Origin of the sequence: Cupriavidus sp. TMH.W2 (assembly GCF_050847365.1) — a bacterium.
Taxonomy (GTDB): Bacteria; Pseudomonadota; Gammaproteobacteria; order Burkholderiales; family Burkholderiaceae; genus Cupriavidus.
The window spans coordinates 773,976-789,276 of sequence record NZ_CP193793.1 but is presented as its reverse complement, the minus strand read 5'-3'; the positions used below and the strand labels follow the sequence as shown (position 1 = coordinate 789,276).

Here is a 15,301-nt window from a genome sequence, read left to right as displayed (position 1 = left end):
TCCTTCGTCTGTCATTCCCGCGAAGGCGGGAATCCAGTGACTTTCGCCTTTCGTCAGCGCTTCAAAGACGCTGGGCTCCCGCCTTCGCGGGAGCGACGTTGGTTATGCTTACCGCTTCTCGGTCAGGAACTTGCCTGCCGGTCCGCCCGCGTTCTTCTGGCGGCGGGTATTGCCGTCGATGCCACCCTCGATCGCCCACTCGGCGAACATGGTCGGGCCCGGCTCGAACGCGCGCGGCTCCCAGTGCTCGTCCAGCTGGTCTTCGTCGGCGTAGTACTCGATCAGGCCGCCGGCCGGGTTCTTGAAGTACCAGAAGTAGGCCGACGAGATCGGGTGCCGGCCCGGGCCGAGCTGGGTGTCCCAGCCCTTGCGCGAGACATGCATGCCGCCGCCGAAGACTTCATGGATGTCGCGCACCGTGAAGGCGACGTGGTTCAGGCCGCTCTTCGGTTCCGGCAGCTGCAGCAGGAACAGGTCGTGGTGGCCGCCCTCGGGCGTGCAGCGCAGGAAGGCGCCGCGGTCCGGATAGCGGTCCGACGGCACGAAGCCGAACTTCTCGACATAGAAGCGCTCCGTCGCTTTGACGTCCTTGACGAAGAACACCACGTGGCCCACTTCGATCGGGGTGGCATGGTCGTAGATCGGGCTGCGCTGGTTCAGGCGCGGCTTCTCGTTCCACGTGTTCATCAGCGCGCAGTCGACCTGCACGTCATGCTTGCGCGTGACCTGGAAGCGCACGGCCAGGCCGTTCGGATCGGTGCAGCCGATGCGCAGGGTGTCGCCCTCGCCCTGGCGCACGAAGCCCGGTGCGTCGGCGATCGCCTTGGCGATGTGGTCCAGCGAGGCTTGCGATTCCACGCCCCACACCACTTCGCGCAGCGTCGGGCCGGCCTCGATGGCGGGCGGCAGCATGGCGTCGTCGATGCGGCGCACCAGCACGCGGCAGCCATTCAGCGTTTCGAAATCCAGGCCCTGCGCGTCGTCGCGCCTGATGGCCAGGCCCCAGTCGGAGAAAAAGCCACGGCAGGCGTCAAAGTCATCCGCGCCGTAGACGATCTCGTCGATCCCCAATACCTTGATCATTGTCTCTCTCCAGCCTGCCGGGTTCAGTGGTTGGCCCACGGCAGCGGTTGTTCGTTCAGGCCCCAGTACACGCTCTTCTGCTCCATGTACTGCAGGATGCCAAGCCGTCCCTTCTCGCGGCCCAGGCCACTGTCGCGCCAGCCGCCGAACGGCGTGGCGATCGAGAACTGCTTGTAGGTGTTGATCCACACATTGCCCGCCTGCACGGCACGTGCCACGCGCCAGGCGCGCTTGTAGTCGCGCGTCCAGATGCCGGCGGCGAGCGCGTAGACGCTGTCGTTGGCCTGCGCGATCAGGTCGTCCTCGTCGTCGAACGGGATTGCCACCAGCACCGGCCCGAAGATCTCTTCCTGGCAGATGCGGGCGTTGTTATCCAGCCCTTCGATGATGGTCGGCGTGTAGAAGTAGCCATTGGGCAGGCCAGCCACATCGGGACGCAGACCGCCGGTGCGCAGCTGGCCGCCCTCTTCCACCCCGGCCGCCACATAGGACTCGATGCTGTCGCGATGACGGTCCGTGATCAGCGGGCCCATCTGGGTGCGCTCGTCGGTGGGGTCGCCCACGCGCAGGTGCGCGGCGCCGGCAGCGAGGCGGTCCATGAAGGCTTCGTACTGCGAGCGCGCCACGAACAGCCGCGAGCCGGCGATGCACGACTCGCCCGACGAACTGAAGATGCCGTACAGCACGCCGTTGACCGCGTGGTCCAGGTCGGCATCGTCGAATACCATGGTCGGCGACTTGCCGCCCAGCTCCAGCGACACCGGCATCATCTTGTCGGCGGCGATATGGGCGATGTGCTTGCCGGTGGTGGTGCCGCCGGTGAACGACACGCGGCGCACCAGCGGATGCTTGGTGATGGCATCGCCGATCACCGAGCCCTTGCCCGGCAACACGCTGATCAGGCCCTTGGGCACGCCGGCCTCGTCGCAGATGCGCGCCAGTTCCAGCGCCATCAGCGGCGTGACCTCGGCGGGCTTGACCACCACGGCGTTGCCGGCGGCGAGCGCCGGCGCCATCTTCTGCGCCTCGCTGGCGATTGGCGAATTCCACGGCGTGATCGCCGCGACCACGCCCATGGGCTCGTACACGCTCATGGTCAGGCAGTCGCCGCGCTGCGGCGTGATGGTCTCTTCGAGCGTCTCGCAGGCCGCCGCAAAGAACTGGAAGGTGCCGGCGGCGCTGGCCACCAGGGCGCGGGTCTCGCTGATCGGCTTGCCGTTGTCCAGGCGCTGGCGCTGCGCCAGCTGCTCGCCCTTGGCGCGGATCAGCTCGGCCACGCGGTACAGCACAGCGGCGCGCTCATGCGGCTTGCGCTGGGCCCAGCCGCTGGTGAGAAAGGCCTGGTGGGCGCCCTGCACGGCTTCTTCCACGTCCGCCAGGCTGGCGGCGTTGAGTTCGGCCACCACTTCGCCGGTGGCCGGGTAGCGCGTGCCGTAGCGGTCGCCGGTCCCCAGGCGCCATTCGCCGGCGATGCAGATGGGGAGTACTTCTTGCGTCTTCATTGTCGTTGCCTGCTAAGTCTGTGGGGCGTGGCTGCCGGGGCTAGATCGATACCGCGTGCGCCCGGTTGCCCAGCGCGCGCACCACGCTGAACACCGTCAGCGCGGAAGTCTTGGGATTGGCCGCGAGCGGCTTGCCGCGCATGGTCAGCTCGAAGCCGCCGAAGGCGCCGCGCGCTTCCACGTGGTGCACGTTTTCCACGGCGTGCGGATCGGCCAGCAGCTTCACCGAGGTGTGATCCAGGCCGAGGCCTGCCAGCGATACCGTCGCGGCCACGTTGGCGTTCTTGGGATACAGGCGCGCCGCGTCGCGGGCCGTGCCTTCGAAAATCACCGTCGCCTCGGTCAGCGCGTCCAGGTCGAACAGCTGCTCGGCCGGCGTGCCGATCCAGGCGCGCGCCGGCTTGCGGCCGGTGTAGATGACTTCGTCCAGGCCGCCGACACGCGCCGCTGCCAGCGCATCGATGGCGCCGATCGCGCCAGACAGCAGCTGTACCTGCGTGCCGCCGCGGCGCGCGGCCGCTTCCAGCCGCTCGGCCATGCCGGGCTCGGACAGCGCACCCACCGACACCACCATGCAGGGGATGCCGCGTTCCAGCGCCGGCACAATGTGCTCTTCCAGCGCATGGTGGCCGGCACACTCGACCAGCAGGTCGGGGCGGCGCTCGTCCAGCTGCGTCGCCACGCGGGCGCTCGGCGCCAGCGCGGAGACCGCGTCGCGGGCCTCGTCCATCGTGTGCTCCGGCACGATCACCACGTCGAACACCACGTCAGGATCGCTCTTTAGCAATTCCATCACGCCGCGGCCGATCGCGCCGCAGCCAACCATGGACACATGCAGCATCTCCGGTCTCCCTCAGGCGGTTACAGTGGTTTGTTCACGCGCCGTCTCTTCCTTGTCCTTGTTCACCGGCGGGCCGGCAAACACGGTCTTGAAGCTGCCGATCGACAGCATGTCGATTTCCAGCAGGAACGGACCGGACTCGGCCGTGGCCTGCTCCAGCGCCGTGCCGACATCGGCCAGGCTGCTGACGCGGGCATGGCGCAGCGACAGCGAGCTGGCCAGCGTGGCGTAGTCCGGCGTATGCAGGTCCACATAGTGGCGGCGGCCGCCGTACTGCGCATCCTGGATGTTCTTGATCACGCCGTAGCCCTTGTCGTTCATCAGCACGATCACCATGTCGGCGCGTTCCTGCACCGCGGTGGCCAGTTCGCCCAGGTTCAGGATGAAGCCGCCGTCGCCGGCCAGCGTGAAGGTCTTCTTGCCCGAAGCCGTCGCCGCAGCGCCGATCGCAGCGCCGATACCCATCGCCAAACCCTGGCCGATGCCGCCGCCCAGTGCATGCACGCCGGCACGCGAATCGAAAATGCGCAGATGGCGGTTGCCCCAGGTGCTGTTCGACACGGTCACGTCGCGCACCCAGTTGAAGCTGCGGCCGACCGCGGCCTGCAGCGCCTGCACCAGCGCCGAGTACGGGCCAAGGCCGTCGACCAGGCCGTTGACGGCGGTGTCGTGCGCGCGGCGCAGGTCGGCGGCGAAGGCCGGATCGACTTGCATGCGGCTTTCCAGGCGATCCGCCAGCGCGTCCAGCGCCAGCGCGGCGTCGCCGCTGACAAAGTAGTCGCTCAGGTAGCAGCGGCCTTCGGCGGCCGGGTCGGCGTCGATGCGCAGCAGCGGACGCGGCAGCTTCAGTTCGTACTTCAGGGTTTCATTGCCGCGCAGGCGCGAGCCCACCACCAGCATCGCGTCGCAGGTCTGGTAGAAGTTCTCGACCGGCTTGTGCAGGTTGAAGGCACCCAGCGAGCGCGGATCGTCTTCCGGCACGATGCCGCGGCCCTGCGTGCTGGTGACCACGCCGAAGCCCAGGTCCAGCAGGCGCTGCACCTGCTTGCTGGCGTGGCGGGCACCGCCGCCCAGCCACAGCAGCGGGCGCCTGGCCTTGACCAGGCGCTCGGCCAGCGCGTCCAGCGCATGGGCCGACGGCACGTGCTGCGGCACCGGCAGCGGCTGCAGGTCGGCCGGCAGGTCGATCAGCGCGGCCTGGATGTCGATGGGGATTTCCACGCTGACCGGGCCGGTCGGCGCCGTCAGCGCGGTCTGCACGGCCAGCTTGATGGTGCTGATGGCGGTGTCGGCGCTGCGGATGCGGAAGGCGGCCTTGGACACGGCCTTGAGCATGGTGAGCTGGTCCGGGGCCTCGTGGATGTACGCCAGGCTCTGGTCCAGGTAAGGCGTTTCGATCTGGCCCGTGATATGCAGCATCGGCGTGCCGGCGGTCAGGGCTTCGACCATGGCGCCGGCGGCATTGCCCGCGGCGGTGCCGGTGCTGGTCAGGCACACGCCCAGACTGCCCGTGGTGCGGGCATAGGCGTCGGCCATATTGGTGCCGCCCGCTTCGCCGCGCGCCGGCACGAAGCGGATCTTGCCGCGTTCGCCCATGGCGTCGAGGATCGGCATGTTGTGGATCGAGATCACGCCGAAGGCGGCCTTGACGCCGCACTGCTCGAGAAACGCTGCGATGGCGCAGCCGACGGTGACCTGCTGTTGTTCGTACGGTTGTTGGTTAGGCATGACGGGAGTGTCCTCCGGAGATATCAATATGGCTGCCCGTGGTGTACGAAGACAACGGCGAGGCAAGGAACAGGATGGCGCGGGCTGCCTCGACCGGCAGGCCCAGGCGGCCAAGGGGAATATGTTTCTGCTGGGCCAGGCGCGCGGTCCATGCGGCCCAGTCCAGGTGGCGGTCTTCTTCCGGGCGCGCCTCGAAGCGGCGGCGCCACTGGCCCGATTCGACCAGCCCGATCAGGATGCCGTTGACACGGACACCCCTGGGCGCGAACTCGGTGGCCATCGAGCGCACCAGGTTCAGCACGCCGGCGCGCGCGGCGGAAGTCGCCACCATGTGCGGCTCCGGCTGCTGCGCCAGCAGCGAATTGACGCAGACGACGGCGCCCTGGCCCGATTGCTCCAGCTGCGGCAGGAAGGCGCGCGTCGGGTGGATCACGGAAAAGAACTTCAGCTGCAGCTCTTCCATCCAGGCCGCGTCTTCGGTATTGGCGAAGGTGGAGACGCGCCCCTGGCCGGCGTTGTTGACCAGCATGTCGGCGTTGCCCAGCGTGGCCTGCACGCTGGCGGCAAAGGCAGCGACCTGTTCCGGCCTGAGCACGTCGCAGGTGGCGGCATGCAGCCGGCACCCGGGGAACTTCTCGCGCAGCTGCGCTTCGGCGCTGCGCAGGCGGGTCTCGTCGCGGCCGCACATGGCGACGGCGGCACCCGCTTCGAGCAGCAGCTCGACGGTCGCCAGCCCGATGCCGGAGGACCCGCCGGTAACGACGGCAACCTTGCCGTCGAGTTCAATCATGGACATTGTCCTCACTCCCGATACAGATTCACCACCTTGGCGCGGCTACTTTGCAGCGACGGGCGGTAGTCAAGCAGGCGCGACAACTCGCCCGCGGTATCCCTGACCCGCTCCACCATCGCGTCCAGTTGCGCCGGATCGATATGCGCGGCGGGGATGGTGGCGCCCAGCGCCGCCACCACCTTGCCGGTGCGGTCGCGCACCGGTGCGGCAATGGTCGAAATGCTGGCTTCGAAGAAGCCTTCCTGCAGTACGTAGCCGCGTTCGCGGTCGCGCTGGACGATCTCGTGCAACGCTTCCACGGTGCGCGGCGTGTTCTCGGAGAACACCTCCAGCTGCGCCTCCGGATACAGGCTGCGCAGTTCGTCCAGCGACAGGTCTTCCAGCAGCACGCGCCCCAGCACCGTGGCATGCGCGGGCAGGCGCGTGCCGACGTTGACCGAACTCGCAAACGGCCGCGGCGACACCGCCTTGGCCACGTAGACGATCGAACGCCCGTCGCGCACCACCAGGTTGCTGGGGTAGCCGATCTCGTCGCGCAGCCGCTCCAGCAGCGGGCGGCCGAGTTCGGTCAGCTCCAGCGACGCCAGGTACTCAAACCCCAGCCGCAGCACGGCCATGCCCAGCCGGAAATCCCGGCCGCCATCGGCACGCTCGACAAAGCCCAGCATTTCCAGCGTGGCCAGCAGGCGGAACACGGTCGAGCGCGGCACCTTCAGGCGGCGCGCCAGTTCCGCGGCCGACATGGTGCGGTCCTTGCTGCTGAACTCGCTCAGCAGGCGCAGGCCGCGCTCCAGGCCCGGGACGATGTACTTGTCCGGGGTCTCGCTGGCGGCGGGCGTGGCCGGGATGGGGTTGATGCTCATGGCTTCGGTGGCGGCGCGTTGACGGACGGCATCAGCGCTTGATCTTGGTCAGCGGATGCTCGGGCGGGTAGGTCGGCGTGATCGGCTTCTTGGCACCCAGCATCACGCACATCAGCGCGTCTTCCTCGCCGATGTTGATTTCCTCGCGGTAGACGCCCGGCGGCACCGATACCAGGTCGCGGTCGGTCAGGATGGTCTCGTAGCGCTCGCCGTCCTTTTCCAGGATCAGCTTGACCTTGCCGCGCAGGATGAAGAACACCTCTTCCACGTCGGTGTGGATATGCGACGGGCCTTCATGGCCGGCCGGGATGATCATCGTGGAGAAGGTGAAATTCTCTGACGGCACGGTATTGGTGTCGGCGGCCACGCCGGTGCCGCCGGTGCCCAGGTAGCGCATCTGCGCGCGGCGGTACTTGGGGTCGTAGTCGGCCTGGAACTTCAGCGCATCCCAGTCGTACTTGCGTGTGGAGAAGCGCGCCACGCGGCCTTCCATCCACTGGTCGAACGAGGCGCCGTCCGGTTGCTCCCACGAACGCTTGATGTCTGCTGGTTGGGAAAGATCGCTCATTTGGATTCCTCTTGGTTTCTGTGGATCAGTGCATCAGTGCATGACAAAGCCGCCGTTGACCGCCAGCGTCTGGCCGGTCACGAAACGGGCGAGGTCGGACAGTGCAAACAGCACCGCGCCGCAAACATCGTCGGGCAGCTGCTCGCGCGAGATCGCGCGCTGCTCGCGGTACAGGTCGTGCCGGTGCTGCGGCACGTATTCGGTCGCTTCCACCAGCGTCAGGCCCGGGGCCACGGCGTTCACCGTGATCTGGTCACGGCCCAGCTCACGCGCCAGCGAGCGGGTCATGCCGATGATGGCGCTCTTGCTCGCCACATAGGCCAGCAGGTTGGGCGCGCCCCACAGCGGCGTGTCCGAAGCCAGGTTGACGACGGCGCCGCGGCCACTGGCGCGCAGCGCCGGCAGGCAGGCGGTGGTCATCAGCCAGGTGCCGCGCACGTTGACGTTCATCACGCGGTCCCAGGTAGCAATGTCGATGGCGGCAGCGTCACGGCCGCCCGAGTCGGTCACGGCAGCGTTGTTGACCAGGCCGTCGAGTCCGCCCAGCACCTTGACCGCGGCGTCGGCGCAGGCCTGCACCGAGGCCGGGTCCGACAGGTCCAGTGTGACCGGCACCACCTTCAGGCCACGGGCGCGCAGGGCGTCGGCTTCCTGCTGCAGGCGCTCGGCCAGGATGTCGGCCATCGCCACCGTGGCGCCGGCTTCAGCCAGCGACCGGACAAAGGCCAGGCCCAGGCCGCGCGCGGCGCCGGTGACCAGCACCTTTCGCCCGGCCAGCAGCGTGTTGTTGGTGATTGCCTCAGCCATGGCTGGCGGCTCCCGCGGGTTGCAGCATGGCCACCGGCTCGTCGGCCACTTCCTGCTCGGCGCGGCGCTTGAGCAGGCGGCGCACGCGGGTGATGCCGGCATCGTGCTGGTACAGCATCTCGTGGTCGCGCGCGTTCGGAGCCATCATCTCCAGCACCACGCGGTCCTGCTCCAGCACGTCCCAGTGCAGCTGCTCCAGGCGGTTGCGATACAGGAAGCGCCACACGTCGCGCTCCCAGCCCTGCACGTGGCGGGTACGCCAGAAGAACACCATGCAGTGGTCTTCATCCACCGGCGTGGCCATGCCGACGATGCCGAACGGGCCACCGGGGCCAACCTTGGCGCGGTACGGAATCGCCAGGCGCAGCCACAGCGTGCCGGTCTCGCCGAATTCCACCCAGTCGAAGTTGACGCCGCGCTGGCCGGTCTTCTCGAACACCAGGCCGTGCTCGGTCTCGCGCACCTGCATCACGGCGGACTTCTCGCCGCTGGCCATCGAGTGCGACACCGCGTGCAGGTAGGCGCCGTGCATCGGGTCCATCACGTTGTCGATGGCGTAGCGGTAGTTGCAGTCCCAGTGCGCCACGCACAGGAACTGGCTGTGTTCTTCGCTGACCAGTTCTTCCGGCAGGCGCAGTTCGTCGGGGCTGCCCTCGCCTTGCGGGGCCTGGTCGCCGAACCACAGGAAGATGGCGCCGGCCTTTTCCTGCACCGGGTAGCTGCGCACGCAGGTGCGGCCTTCCAGCGGGCAGCTTTCCACTGCGGGCACGCTCTTGACCTGGCCGTCGCCGCCGACCTCGACGCCGTGGTACCAGCAGGCAACGCGGTCGCCCAGGTTCCAGCCCATCGACAGGCGCGCGCCGCGGTGCGGGCAGCGGTCTTCCAGGGCGTGGACCTGGCCGGCGCCGTCGCGCCACAGCACGATGTTCTGGCTCAGGCGGGTGATGCCGATCGGGGCATGGGACACCGCCCACGAGGCGGCGACCGGATACCAGTAGTTGCGCAGGCCGCTGTTCAGGCGGGCTTCGGTGCGGGCTTGCTTGTTCGATTCCATGGTTTTCTCGCTTCGAGGCTGGACTTGGACTGGGGCGGGCTCAGGCGCCCAGCCGGCGCATTTCGGACAGGAAGCGCTCTTCGGTCCAGGGCTGGCCGTCCACGCCCAGGAAGCCGGCGTCATTGAAGGCGCGCACGATGTCCTGCGGATTCTGCGCGCCGCCTTCGAACGCGGCTTCAAGGGCATCGCCCAGCGCGTTCTCGTAGCCGGACGGTGCGGCGGGGCGGGTCTGCCAGACGATGTTGGCGACCTTGCCGGGTTGCTCGATATGGCCCTTGCCTGCGACGTTGTTCGGCGCCGGACGCTCCCAGGGCACCAGGTTCGGGTTGTACGAGAGGCTTTCCATTGCGCTTTGCTCCATGTCTTGCAGCGGGGGGACCGTGTTCCTCGCGCCTTGCCGACCGGTCTTGCGATCGTCTGGCTACGTTTTACTAATGAAACACTGGTTTAGATATTGAACACAGGTACGACTATAGACAACGCGGCCGCAAAATTTGACTGGGGTTAACCCGCGAGTTGAAGAGAAGAGAATCCGAGGTGAGCTACCGCAGGCTGAACCAATACCGACTCGTCTTGAACAACCTGCACGTCGTCCCCCGCGCAGGCGGGGACCCAGTGACTTTTAAGACGCTGGATTCCCGCCTGCGCGGGAATGACGGAGTGGGGTCAACGCGCTTGGCAAGCGGTTTCCTGCAAAAAGCTTTGATCAGGCCGGCAGCGCCGAGCGGATCAGCCGCGCGGTGGCGGCGGCCTGGTCGATATAGCAGGCGTGGCCGGCATCGGGGATCAGCGAGAACGGCAAGCCGAAGCGTTCGGCCAGCGTGCCGCAGGCAGGGGGCGTGGTGACCACGTCGCGGCTGCCGCAGGCAATCTGCGTGGGCAGCGACTCGGGGCGGCGCGCAAGATAGGCGTGGATGTCGTCCCCGCACAGCATCGCCACCGCCTGCCGGTAACCGTCCGGGTTCAGCCGCTGCATGTTCCAGCGCACCCAGGCCTGGGCGCCGGGGTCGGCCTCTTCGCTCAGCAGCCGGGCCGGCCCGCGTTGCGCCAGGCCATCGACGCCGAGGGATTCCAGCGCTTCCAGCCGCTGGCGCGCCACATCTGTCGCCTGCGCCTCCTTGCCGGCCCCGCCGTAGCCCTGCGCCACGCTCAGCAACAGCAGCCGCGCCGGCAGATGGCGTGTGTTGGCGACATAGGCCGCCGCCATCAGCGCGCCCAGCGAATGCCCGACGATCAGGGCCGGCTGCACGCCCAGTGCCTGCAACAGTCCGTCAAGCCGCTGGGCATAGTCCGAAGCGAGCGGACGCGGCTGCGCCAGCGGCGACGAATTGCCGTAGCCGGGTGCATCCCAGGCGATGACCCGCGCCTGCGCGGCCAGCAGGCTCGCGCACGGCAGCCACGACGCCGCCCCCGAACTGATGCCATGCAACAGGACGATCACCGGACCACTGCCGCCGCCACAGCGGTAGGCCACGCGCTCGCCGGCGGGTCCGACCTGCGCCACGCGCTCCGCAAACCCGCTGTCCAGGGCTTCCAGCAACGCCCGGTCAGGCTGCACCGGCATAAGGGGCTGTTTTTGTTCCATATATAAAACTTTAGTTTGCGAATAAAACCTTTTGAGGATAGGCGATACCGCCTCGCTTGCGGGATCCGGGTTAACGATAGCGTCTAGCGCGCTCAAGCGGACCGTTTCTGCCTGCAGTATGGGCCGTCGGATACGTTGCCCGCCTCGCTGGAGCTGGCATGTGCGTCGCACGCCGCACCGGGCGCCGTCGTGCCCTGGCCTCACTAGGGATAACCCCCCTCACAACTTTCGGAAAGTCACGGCTATATTTCCCGTGAACGTTTCTTATGTTGTTTGTCGTTCCATATATAAAACAAAAGGGGCTGAAATCGCAATCTGCACAGACCCGCGACGAGGAGAAGAACCTGCCCACGACAAGCCTGCCCTGACCACGGACCGCCATCGCAGCGGCCCGGACCACAAGACGATTACAAGACGGAAAAACTGGAAGGAAACTGGTAGATGAAACTTGCACGATATGCCGCAGGCCTGGCCGCGGTTTCCCCCCTGCTGGCCTCGGCACAATCCTCGGTCACCCTCTACGGGGTCATCGACACGGGCGTCGAGTATGTGAGCAATGTCGGCGCCGGCGGCCACGGCCTCGCGCGCATGCCCAACCTGACCGGCACCGTGCCTTCGCGCTGGGGCATGCGCGGCACCGAAGACCTGGGCGGCGGCCTGAAGAGCATCTTCGTGCTGGAGTCGGGCTTCTCGCCGGATTCCGGCACCTCCAACCAGGGCGGCCGCCTGTTCGGGCGCCAGGCGCTGGTGGGGCTGACCAACCAGTACGGGCAGCTGTCGTTCGGCCGCCAGTACACCATGCTGTTCTGGGCCACGCTCGACAGCGACATCCTGGGCGCCAATGTGTACGGCTCGGGCTCGCTCGACAGCTACCTGCCCAACACGCGCGCCGACAACGCGGTGTCGTACAAGGCCAACCTCAATGGCTTCGTGGTGGGTGCCACCTACAGCTTCGGGCGCGACACGGTCAACGCCGGCCCCAGCCCCTCGGGCTCCAACTGCGCCGGCGAGAACCCCGCCGACAAGAAGGCCTGCCGCGAGTGGTCCGCCATGCTCGGCTATGACCAAAAGACCTGGGGCGTCACCGCCGCGTATGACTCGCAGCGCGGCGGCCCGGGCGCCTTCGGCGGGCTGACCAACAGCGGCCTGACCGACGACCGTCTGTCGCTGGGCGGCTACATGCTGTTCAGCCGCGCCAAGGTCGGCGCCGGCTGGATCCGCCGCGACAACGAGGGCAGCCCCACGCGCATCAGCGACCTGTACTACGCCGGCGCGTCCTACGACATCACCCCCGCGGTCAACCTGGCGGGCCAGGTCTACTACCTGAACTACCACGGCAGCAGCAACCAGGCCATGCTGTATGCGCTGCGCGCGATGTACAGCTTCAGCAAGCGCACCTCGGCGTACGCCACCGCCGGCTTCATCAACAACGACGGCCAGCTGGCCATGTCGGTCAGCGGCGGTTCGCCTGGCTCGAACCCGCGTCCGGGCGCGAACCAGTGGGGCTCGATGATCGGCATCAAGCACGTTTTCTGACAGTCTGCGCGCCCCCCGGCGGTACCGTCCGGCGCATGCAACGCGCCGGACGCCGACACAGCCACTGGCCCCGGCCCGTCCGGGCGCCATGTCTTACAGAGGTCTGAACATCATGAAGTCCGTACGCCGCAAAGTACTCGCCACGCTGGCCGCCGCGACCGCCCTGGCCGCTGCCACCGGCGGCACCGCCCTGGCCCAGGGCGCATACCCGACCAAGCCGGTCACCATTGTCGTCGCCTACCCGGCCGGCGGCGACGTCGACGTGCTGGCTCGCCTGTTCGCGGAAAAGCTAGCGCCGCGCCTGAAGCAGTCGGTGGTGGTGGAAAACCGCACCGGCGCCGCCGGCACCATTGGCAGTGCCTACGTGGCGCGCGCCAACCCGGACGGCTACACCCTGCTGCTGGCCCCCAACACCGTCGCCATCGCGCCGCTGGTGCTCAAGGCCGGCTCCGGCGCCAGCTACGACGTGCAGCACGACTTCACGCCCATCAGCCAGATCGGCACGCAGTCGCTGTTCGTGGTCGTCAACAAGGGCACCGGCATCACCAAGGTCAGCGACCTGGTGGCGCGCGCCAAGGCCGGCAAGGTCGAAACCTATGCCACGCCCGGCAATGGTTCGCCGATGCACATCATGGGTGAACTGTTCAACAAGTCCGCCGGCATCAAGATCAACCAGGTGCCTTACCGCGGCCTGGCGCCCGCCATCGTCGACGTGATCGGCGGGCAGGTGCCGGTGACCTACGTCACCTACGGCGCGATCTCGCAGTACGTCAGCAACGGCAGCCTGGTGCCGCTGGCGGTGGCGGACCTGAAGCGCTCGCCGTTCGCGCCCAGCGTGCCGACGCTGGCCGAGCTCGGCTACAAGGATGTCGAGATCGGCGCCTGGCAGGCCCTGCTGGGGCCCAAGGGCTTGCCGGCCGACCTGGTGCGCACGCTCAACGCGCACGTCAACGAGATCCTGAAGATGCCCGACGTGGTGGCGCGCATGGCCGCCATCGCGGTCACGCCTTCGGGCGGCGAGCCCGCGGTGCTGTCGAAGCTGATCGCCGCCGACACGGCACGCTACACCAAGGTCGTCAAGGAGTTCGGCATTCAGGCCGACTGAGGCCTTGGCAACGCCGACCAGCAAAGAAAAGCCCGCCAGTCACGGTAATGCCGTTCAGTTAAGGTCTCAAGCCCTACCGTCATTCCCGCCCAGGCGGGAATCCAGCGTCTTTCACGTCCCCTTCGGGGATGAAGTCACTGGGTTCCCGCCTGCGCGGGAACGACAGTCGCTAACTGAACGGCATTACGCCAGTCAAGGCGGGTTTTTCTTTGGCGCTTTCGTTTTCAGCCAGCGTCAGTTCACGCGCCGGTTCATCCCCTCCCAGAACGGCTCGCGCAGCTTGCGCCGCAGCAGCTTGCCCGACGGGTTGCGCGGCAGCGCCTCGACAAACTCGATGCTCTTGGGCACCTTGAATCCCGCCAGCCGCTGGCGCGTCCACGCGATGATGCCGGCCTGGTCCGGCTCTTGCCCCGGCTTGAGCACGATGATGGCCTTGACCGCCTCGCCCCATTTCTCGTCCGGCACGCCGATCACCGCTACGTCGGCCACTTGCGGGTGGCCGTAGATGGCGCTTTCGACCTCGGCCGGATAGACGTTCTCGCCGCCGCTGATGATCATGTCCTTGACACGGTCATGGATGTACAGGTAGCCCTCGGCATCCATGTAGCCGGCGTCGCCGGTGCGCAGCCAACCGTCGGCATCGATGGCGCGCGCGGTCTCTTCGGGCTGCTTCCAGTAGCCGGCCATGTTGTGCTGCGAGCGGATCACGACCTCTCCGACCTCGCCGGGCGCGAGCTGGCGTCCCTCATAGTCCACCACCTTGAGCTCCACGCCCGGCAGCGGCTTGCCCGCGGCGCGCATGCGCGGCACTTCCTCTGTCGTGTGGTCCTCGGGCGGCAGCGCCACGATGGTGCCGGTGGTCTCGGTCATGCCGTATTGCTGCACGAAGCCGCAGCCGAACACTTCGATGCCTTCGCGCAGCAGCGCCGCGGGAATCGGCGCGGCACCGTACAGCAGGTACTTCAGGCGCGAATAGTCCACCTGGCGCGCGCGCGGATCGCGCAGCACGATCTGCATCGCGGCTGGCACCATGAACAGCTTGCTGATGCGCTCCTGCTCGATGAAGTCCAGCACCGCGCGCGGATCGAACTCGCGCGCGACCACGCCCCTGGCACCGGACAGCAGGTTGCGCAGGCCCCAGCCGGAGCCGCCGATATGCGCCACCGGCATGGCTACCAGCGAGACGTCGTCGGCCACCCAGTGCGACCACAGCACGTTCTCGCGTTCGCTGACTTCCGTGCCGATGGTCAGGTTGCGGTGCGTCAGCATCGCGCCCTTGGGCCGGCCGGTGGTGCCGGACGTGTACAGCTGCAGCACCACGTCATGCGCAGCCGGTTCGTGCGCGGGCGGCGTGGCCGGACGCGCATCGCGCCAGTCGGTATAGCACTGCCAGTCGCCCTGCTCCGCGCACGGTTCCATCACCACCACCTTGCGCACCAGCGGCAGCGCCGGCAGCAGGTTCCTGACCATCGCCGCCGATTCGGCGCCGACAAAGAGCACCACCGCATCGCAATGGCCGAGGATGAATTCCACCTCCGGCGGTGCCAGGCGCCAGCTGGCCGGCGCCATCACCGCGCCGGTCTTGGCCGCGCCCAGCAGCAGTTCAAAATAGTGGTCGCTGTTCTTGCCGATATAGCCGATGCGCTCGTCCGCGCCGGCGCCTTCGGCCAGCAGCGCTTGCGCCACGCGATTGGTGTTGCATTCGAACTCGGCATAGGTGGTCTGCCGGCCTTCGAACGAATACGCCACCGCCTCGGGCCGCAGCCGCGCGAAGTGGCGCACCGCGTGAGGCAGCGTCGTCAGATAGCTGAAATCCATCCGAGTCTCCAGAAATAG

At 67.6% G+C, this 15,301-nt stretch carries 14 protein-coding genes; 2 read left to right on the top strand and 12 right to left on the bottom strand.

Features of this window, described 5'->3' with window-relative positions:
* Positions 1-108 precede the first annotated feature (108 nt).
* The 11 genes from ACREYQ_RS21165 to ACREYQ_RS21115 form a co-directional block, all read right to left on the bottom strand.
* Positions 109-1,083: a VOC family protein gene (locus tag ACREYQ_RS21165; RefSeq protein WP_432262131.1), complete on the bottom strand. Its 975-nt coding sequence runs from the start codon at positions 1,081-1,083 to the stop codon at positions 109-111.
* A 23-nt stretch (positions 1,084-1,106) separates the two neighbouring features.
* Positions 1,107-2,585, bottom strand: coding sequence for an aldehyde dehydrogenase (locus tag ACREYQ_RS21160; protein WP_432262130.1), 1,479 nt, complete (start codon positions 2,583-2,585; stop codon positions 1,107-1,109).
* A 40-nt stretch (positions 2,586-2,625) separates the two neighbouring features.
* Positions 2,626-3,426, bottom strand: coding sequence for an aspartate dehydrogenase (locus ACREYQ_RS21155; protein ID WP_432262129.1), 801 nt, complete (start codon positions 3,424-3,426; stop codon positions 2,626-2,628).
* A 12-nt stretch (positions 3,427-3,438) separates the two neighbouring features.
* Entirely contained in the window at positions 3,439-5,154 is a 1,716-nt protein-coding gene (locus ACREYQ_RS21150) for a thiamine pyrophosphate-binding protein (protein WP_432262128.1), read from the bottom strand.
* Entirely contained in the window at positions 5,147-5,950 is an 804-nt protein-coding gene (locus tag ACREYQ_RS21145) for an SDR family oxidoreductase (protein WP_432262127.1), read from the bottom strand. The genes ACREYQ_RS21150 and ACREYQ_RS21145 overlap by 8 nt, the downstream gene beginning before the upstream one ends.
* Before the next feature lie 5 nt (positions 5,951-5,955).
* Positions 5,956-6,810, bottom strand: a complete 855-nt coding sequence (locus tag ACREYQ_RS21140) for an IclR family transcriptional regulator (protein ID WP_432262126.1) — start codon at positions 6,808-6,810, stop codon at positions 5,956-5,958.
* Positions 6,811-6,841: 31 nt separating this feature from the next.
* The gene (locus tag ACREYQ_RS21135; protein ID WP_432262125.1) at positions 6,842-7,378 is read right to left on the bottom strand and encodes a cupin domain-containing protein; all 537 of its coding nucleotides are present in this window, start codon (positions 7,376-7,378) and stop codon (positions 6,842-6,844) included.
* Between the two features lie 33 nt (positions 7,379-7,411).
* Positions 7,412-8,185 (bottom strand): SDR family oxidoreductase, encoded by a 774-nt coding sequence (locus ACREYQ_RS21130; RefSeq protein WP_432262124.1) that lies wholly within the window; start codon positions 8,183-8,185, stop codon positions 7,412-7,414.
* Positions 8,178-9,239 (bottom strand): Rieske 2Fe-2S domain-containing protein, encoded by a 1,062-nt coding sequence (locus ACREYQ_RS21125; protein ID WP_432262123.1) that lies wholly within the window; start codon positions 9,237-9,239, stop codon positions 8,178-8,180. The genes ACREYQ_RS21130 and ACREYQ_RS21125 overlap by 8 nt, the downstream gene beginning before the upstream one ends.
* Before the next feature lie 40 nt (positions 9,240-9,279).
* Positions 9,280-9,585, bottom strand: coding sequence for a recombinase-like helix-turn-helix domain-containing protein (locus ACREYQ_RS21120; RefSeq protein WP_432262122.1), 306 nt, complete (start codon positions 9,583-9,585; stop codon positions 9,280-9,282).
* 360 nt (positions 9,586-9,945) lie between these two features.
* Complete coding sequence (locus tag ACREYQ_RS21115; protein WP_432262121.1) at positions 9,946-10,824, bottom strand: alpha/beta fold hydrolase; 879 nt, start codon at positions 10,822-10,824, stop codon at positions 9,946-9,948.
* 441 nt (positions 10,825-11,265) lie between these two features.
* Here ACREYQ_RS21115 and ACREYQ_RS21110 point away from each other — a divergent pair, with 441 nt between their 5' ends.
* Positions 11,266-12,360, top strand: a complete 1,095-nt coding sequence (locus ACREYQ_RS21110) for a porin (RefSeq protein ID WP_432262120.1) — start codon at positions 11,266-11,268, stop codon at positions 12,358-12,360.
* A 112-nt stretch (positions 12,361-12,472) separates the two neighbouring features.
* Entirely contained in the window at positions 12,473-13,465 is a 993-nt protein-coding gene (locus ACREYQ_RS21105) for a Bug family tripartite tricarboxylate transporter substrate binding protein (RefSeq protein ID WP_432262119.1), read from the top strand.
* A 234-nt stretch (positions 13,466-13,699) separates the two neighbouring features.
* Here the strand turns inward: ACREYQ_RS21105 and ACREYQ_RS21100 are convergent, their stop codons facing one another.
* On the bottom strand, positions 13,700-15,283 hold the full coding sequence (locus ACREYQ_RS21100; RefSeq protein ID WP_432262118.1) for a fatty acid--CoA ligase: 1,584 nt from the start codon (positions 15,281-15,283) through the stop codon (positions 13,700-13,702).
* Positions 15,284-15,301 lie beyond the last annotated feature (18 nt).

Bases quoted from the DNA above. Each gene is read 5' to 3' on its own strand.
- ACREYQ_RS21130 (WP_432262124.1), bottom strand. From the start codon at position 8,185: ATGGCTGAGGCAATCACCAACAACACGCTGCTGGCCGGGCGAAAGGTG.
- ACREYQ_RS21115 (WP_432262121.1), bottom strand. From the start codon at position 10,824: ATGGAACAAAAACAGCCCCTTATGCCGGTGCAGCCTGACCGGGCGTTG.
- ACREYQ_RS21160 (WP_432262130.1), bottom strand. From the start codon at position 2,585: ATGAAGACGCAAGAAGTACTCCCCATCTGCATCGCCGGCGAATGGCGC.
- ACREYQ_RS21125 (WP_432262123.1), bottom strand. From the start codon at position 9,239: ATGGAATCGAACAAGCAAGCCCGCACCGAAGCCCGCCTGAACAGCGGC.
- ACREYQ_RS21105 (WP_432262119.1), top strand. From the start codon at position 12,473: ATGAAGTCCGTACGCCGCAAAGTACTCGCCACGCTGGCCGCCGCGACC.
- ACREYQ_RS21155 (WP_432262129.1), bottom strand. From the start codon at position 3,426: ATGCTGCATGTGTCCATGGTTGGCTGCGGCGCGATCGGCCGCGGCGTG.
- ACREYQ_RS21120 (WP_432262122.1), bottom strand. From the start codon at position 9,585: ATGGAAAGCCTCTCGTACAACCCGAACCTGGTGCCCTGGGAGCGTCCG.
- ACREYQ_RS21165 (WP_432262131.1), bottom strand. From the start codon at position 1,083: ATGATCAAGGTATTGGGGATCGACGAGATCGTCTACGGCGCGGATGAC.
- ACREYQ_RS21145 (WP_432262127.1), bottom strand. From the start codon at position 5,950: ATGTCCATGATTGAACTCGACGGCAAGGTTGCCGTCGTTACCGGCGGG.
- ACREYQ_RS21100 (WP_432262118.1), bottom strand. From the start codon at position 15,283: ATGGATTTCAGCTATCTGACGACGCTGCCTCACGCGGTGCGCCACTTC.
- ACREYQ_RS21150 (WP_432262128.1), bottom strand. From the start codon at position 5,154: ATGCCTAACCAACAACCGTACGAACAACAGCAGGTCACCGTCGGCTGC.
- ACREYQ_RS21110 (WP_432262120.1), top strand. From the start codon at position 11,266: ATGAAACTTGCACGATATGCCGCAGGCCTGGCCGCGGTTTCCCCCCTG.
- ACREYQ_RS21135 (WP_432262125.1), bottom strand. From the start codon at position 7,378: ATGAGCGATCTTTCCCAACCAGCAGACATCAAGCGTTCGTGGGAGCAA.
- ACREYQ_RS21140 (WP_432262126.1), bottom strand. From the start codon at position 6,810: ATGAGCATCAACCCCATCCCGGCCACGCCCGCCGCCAGCGAGACCCCG.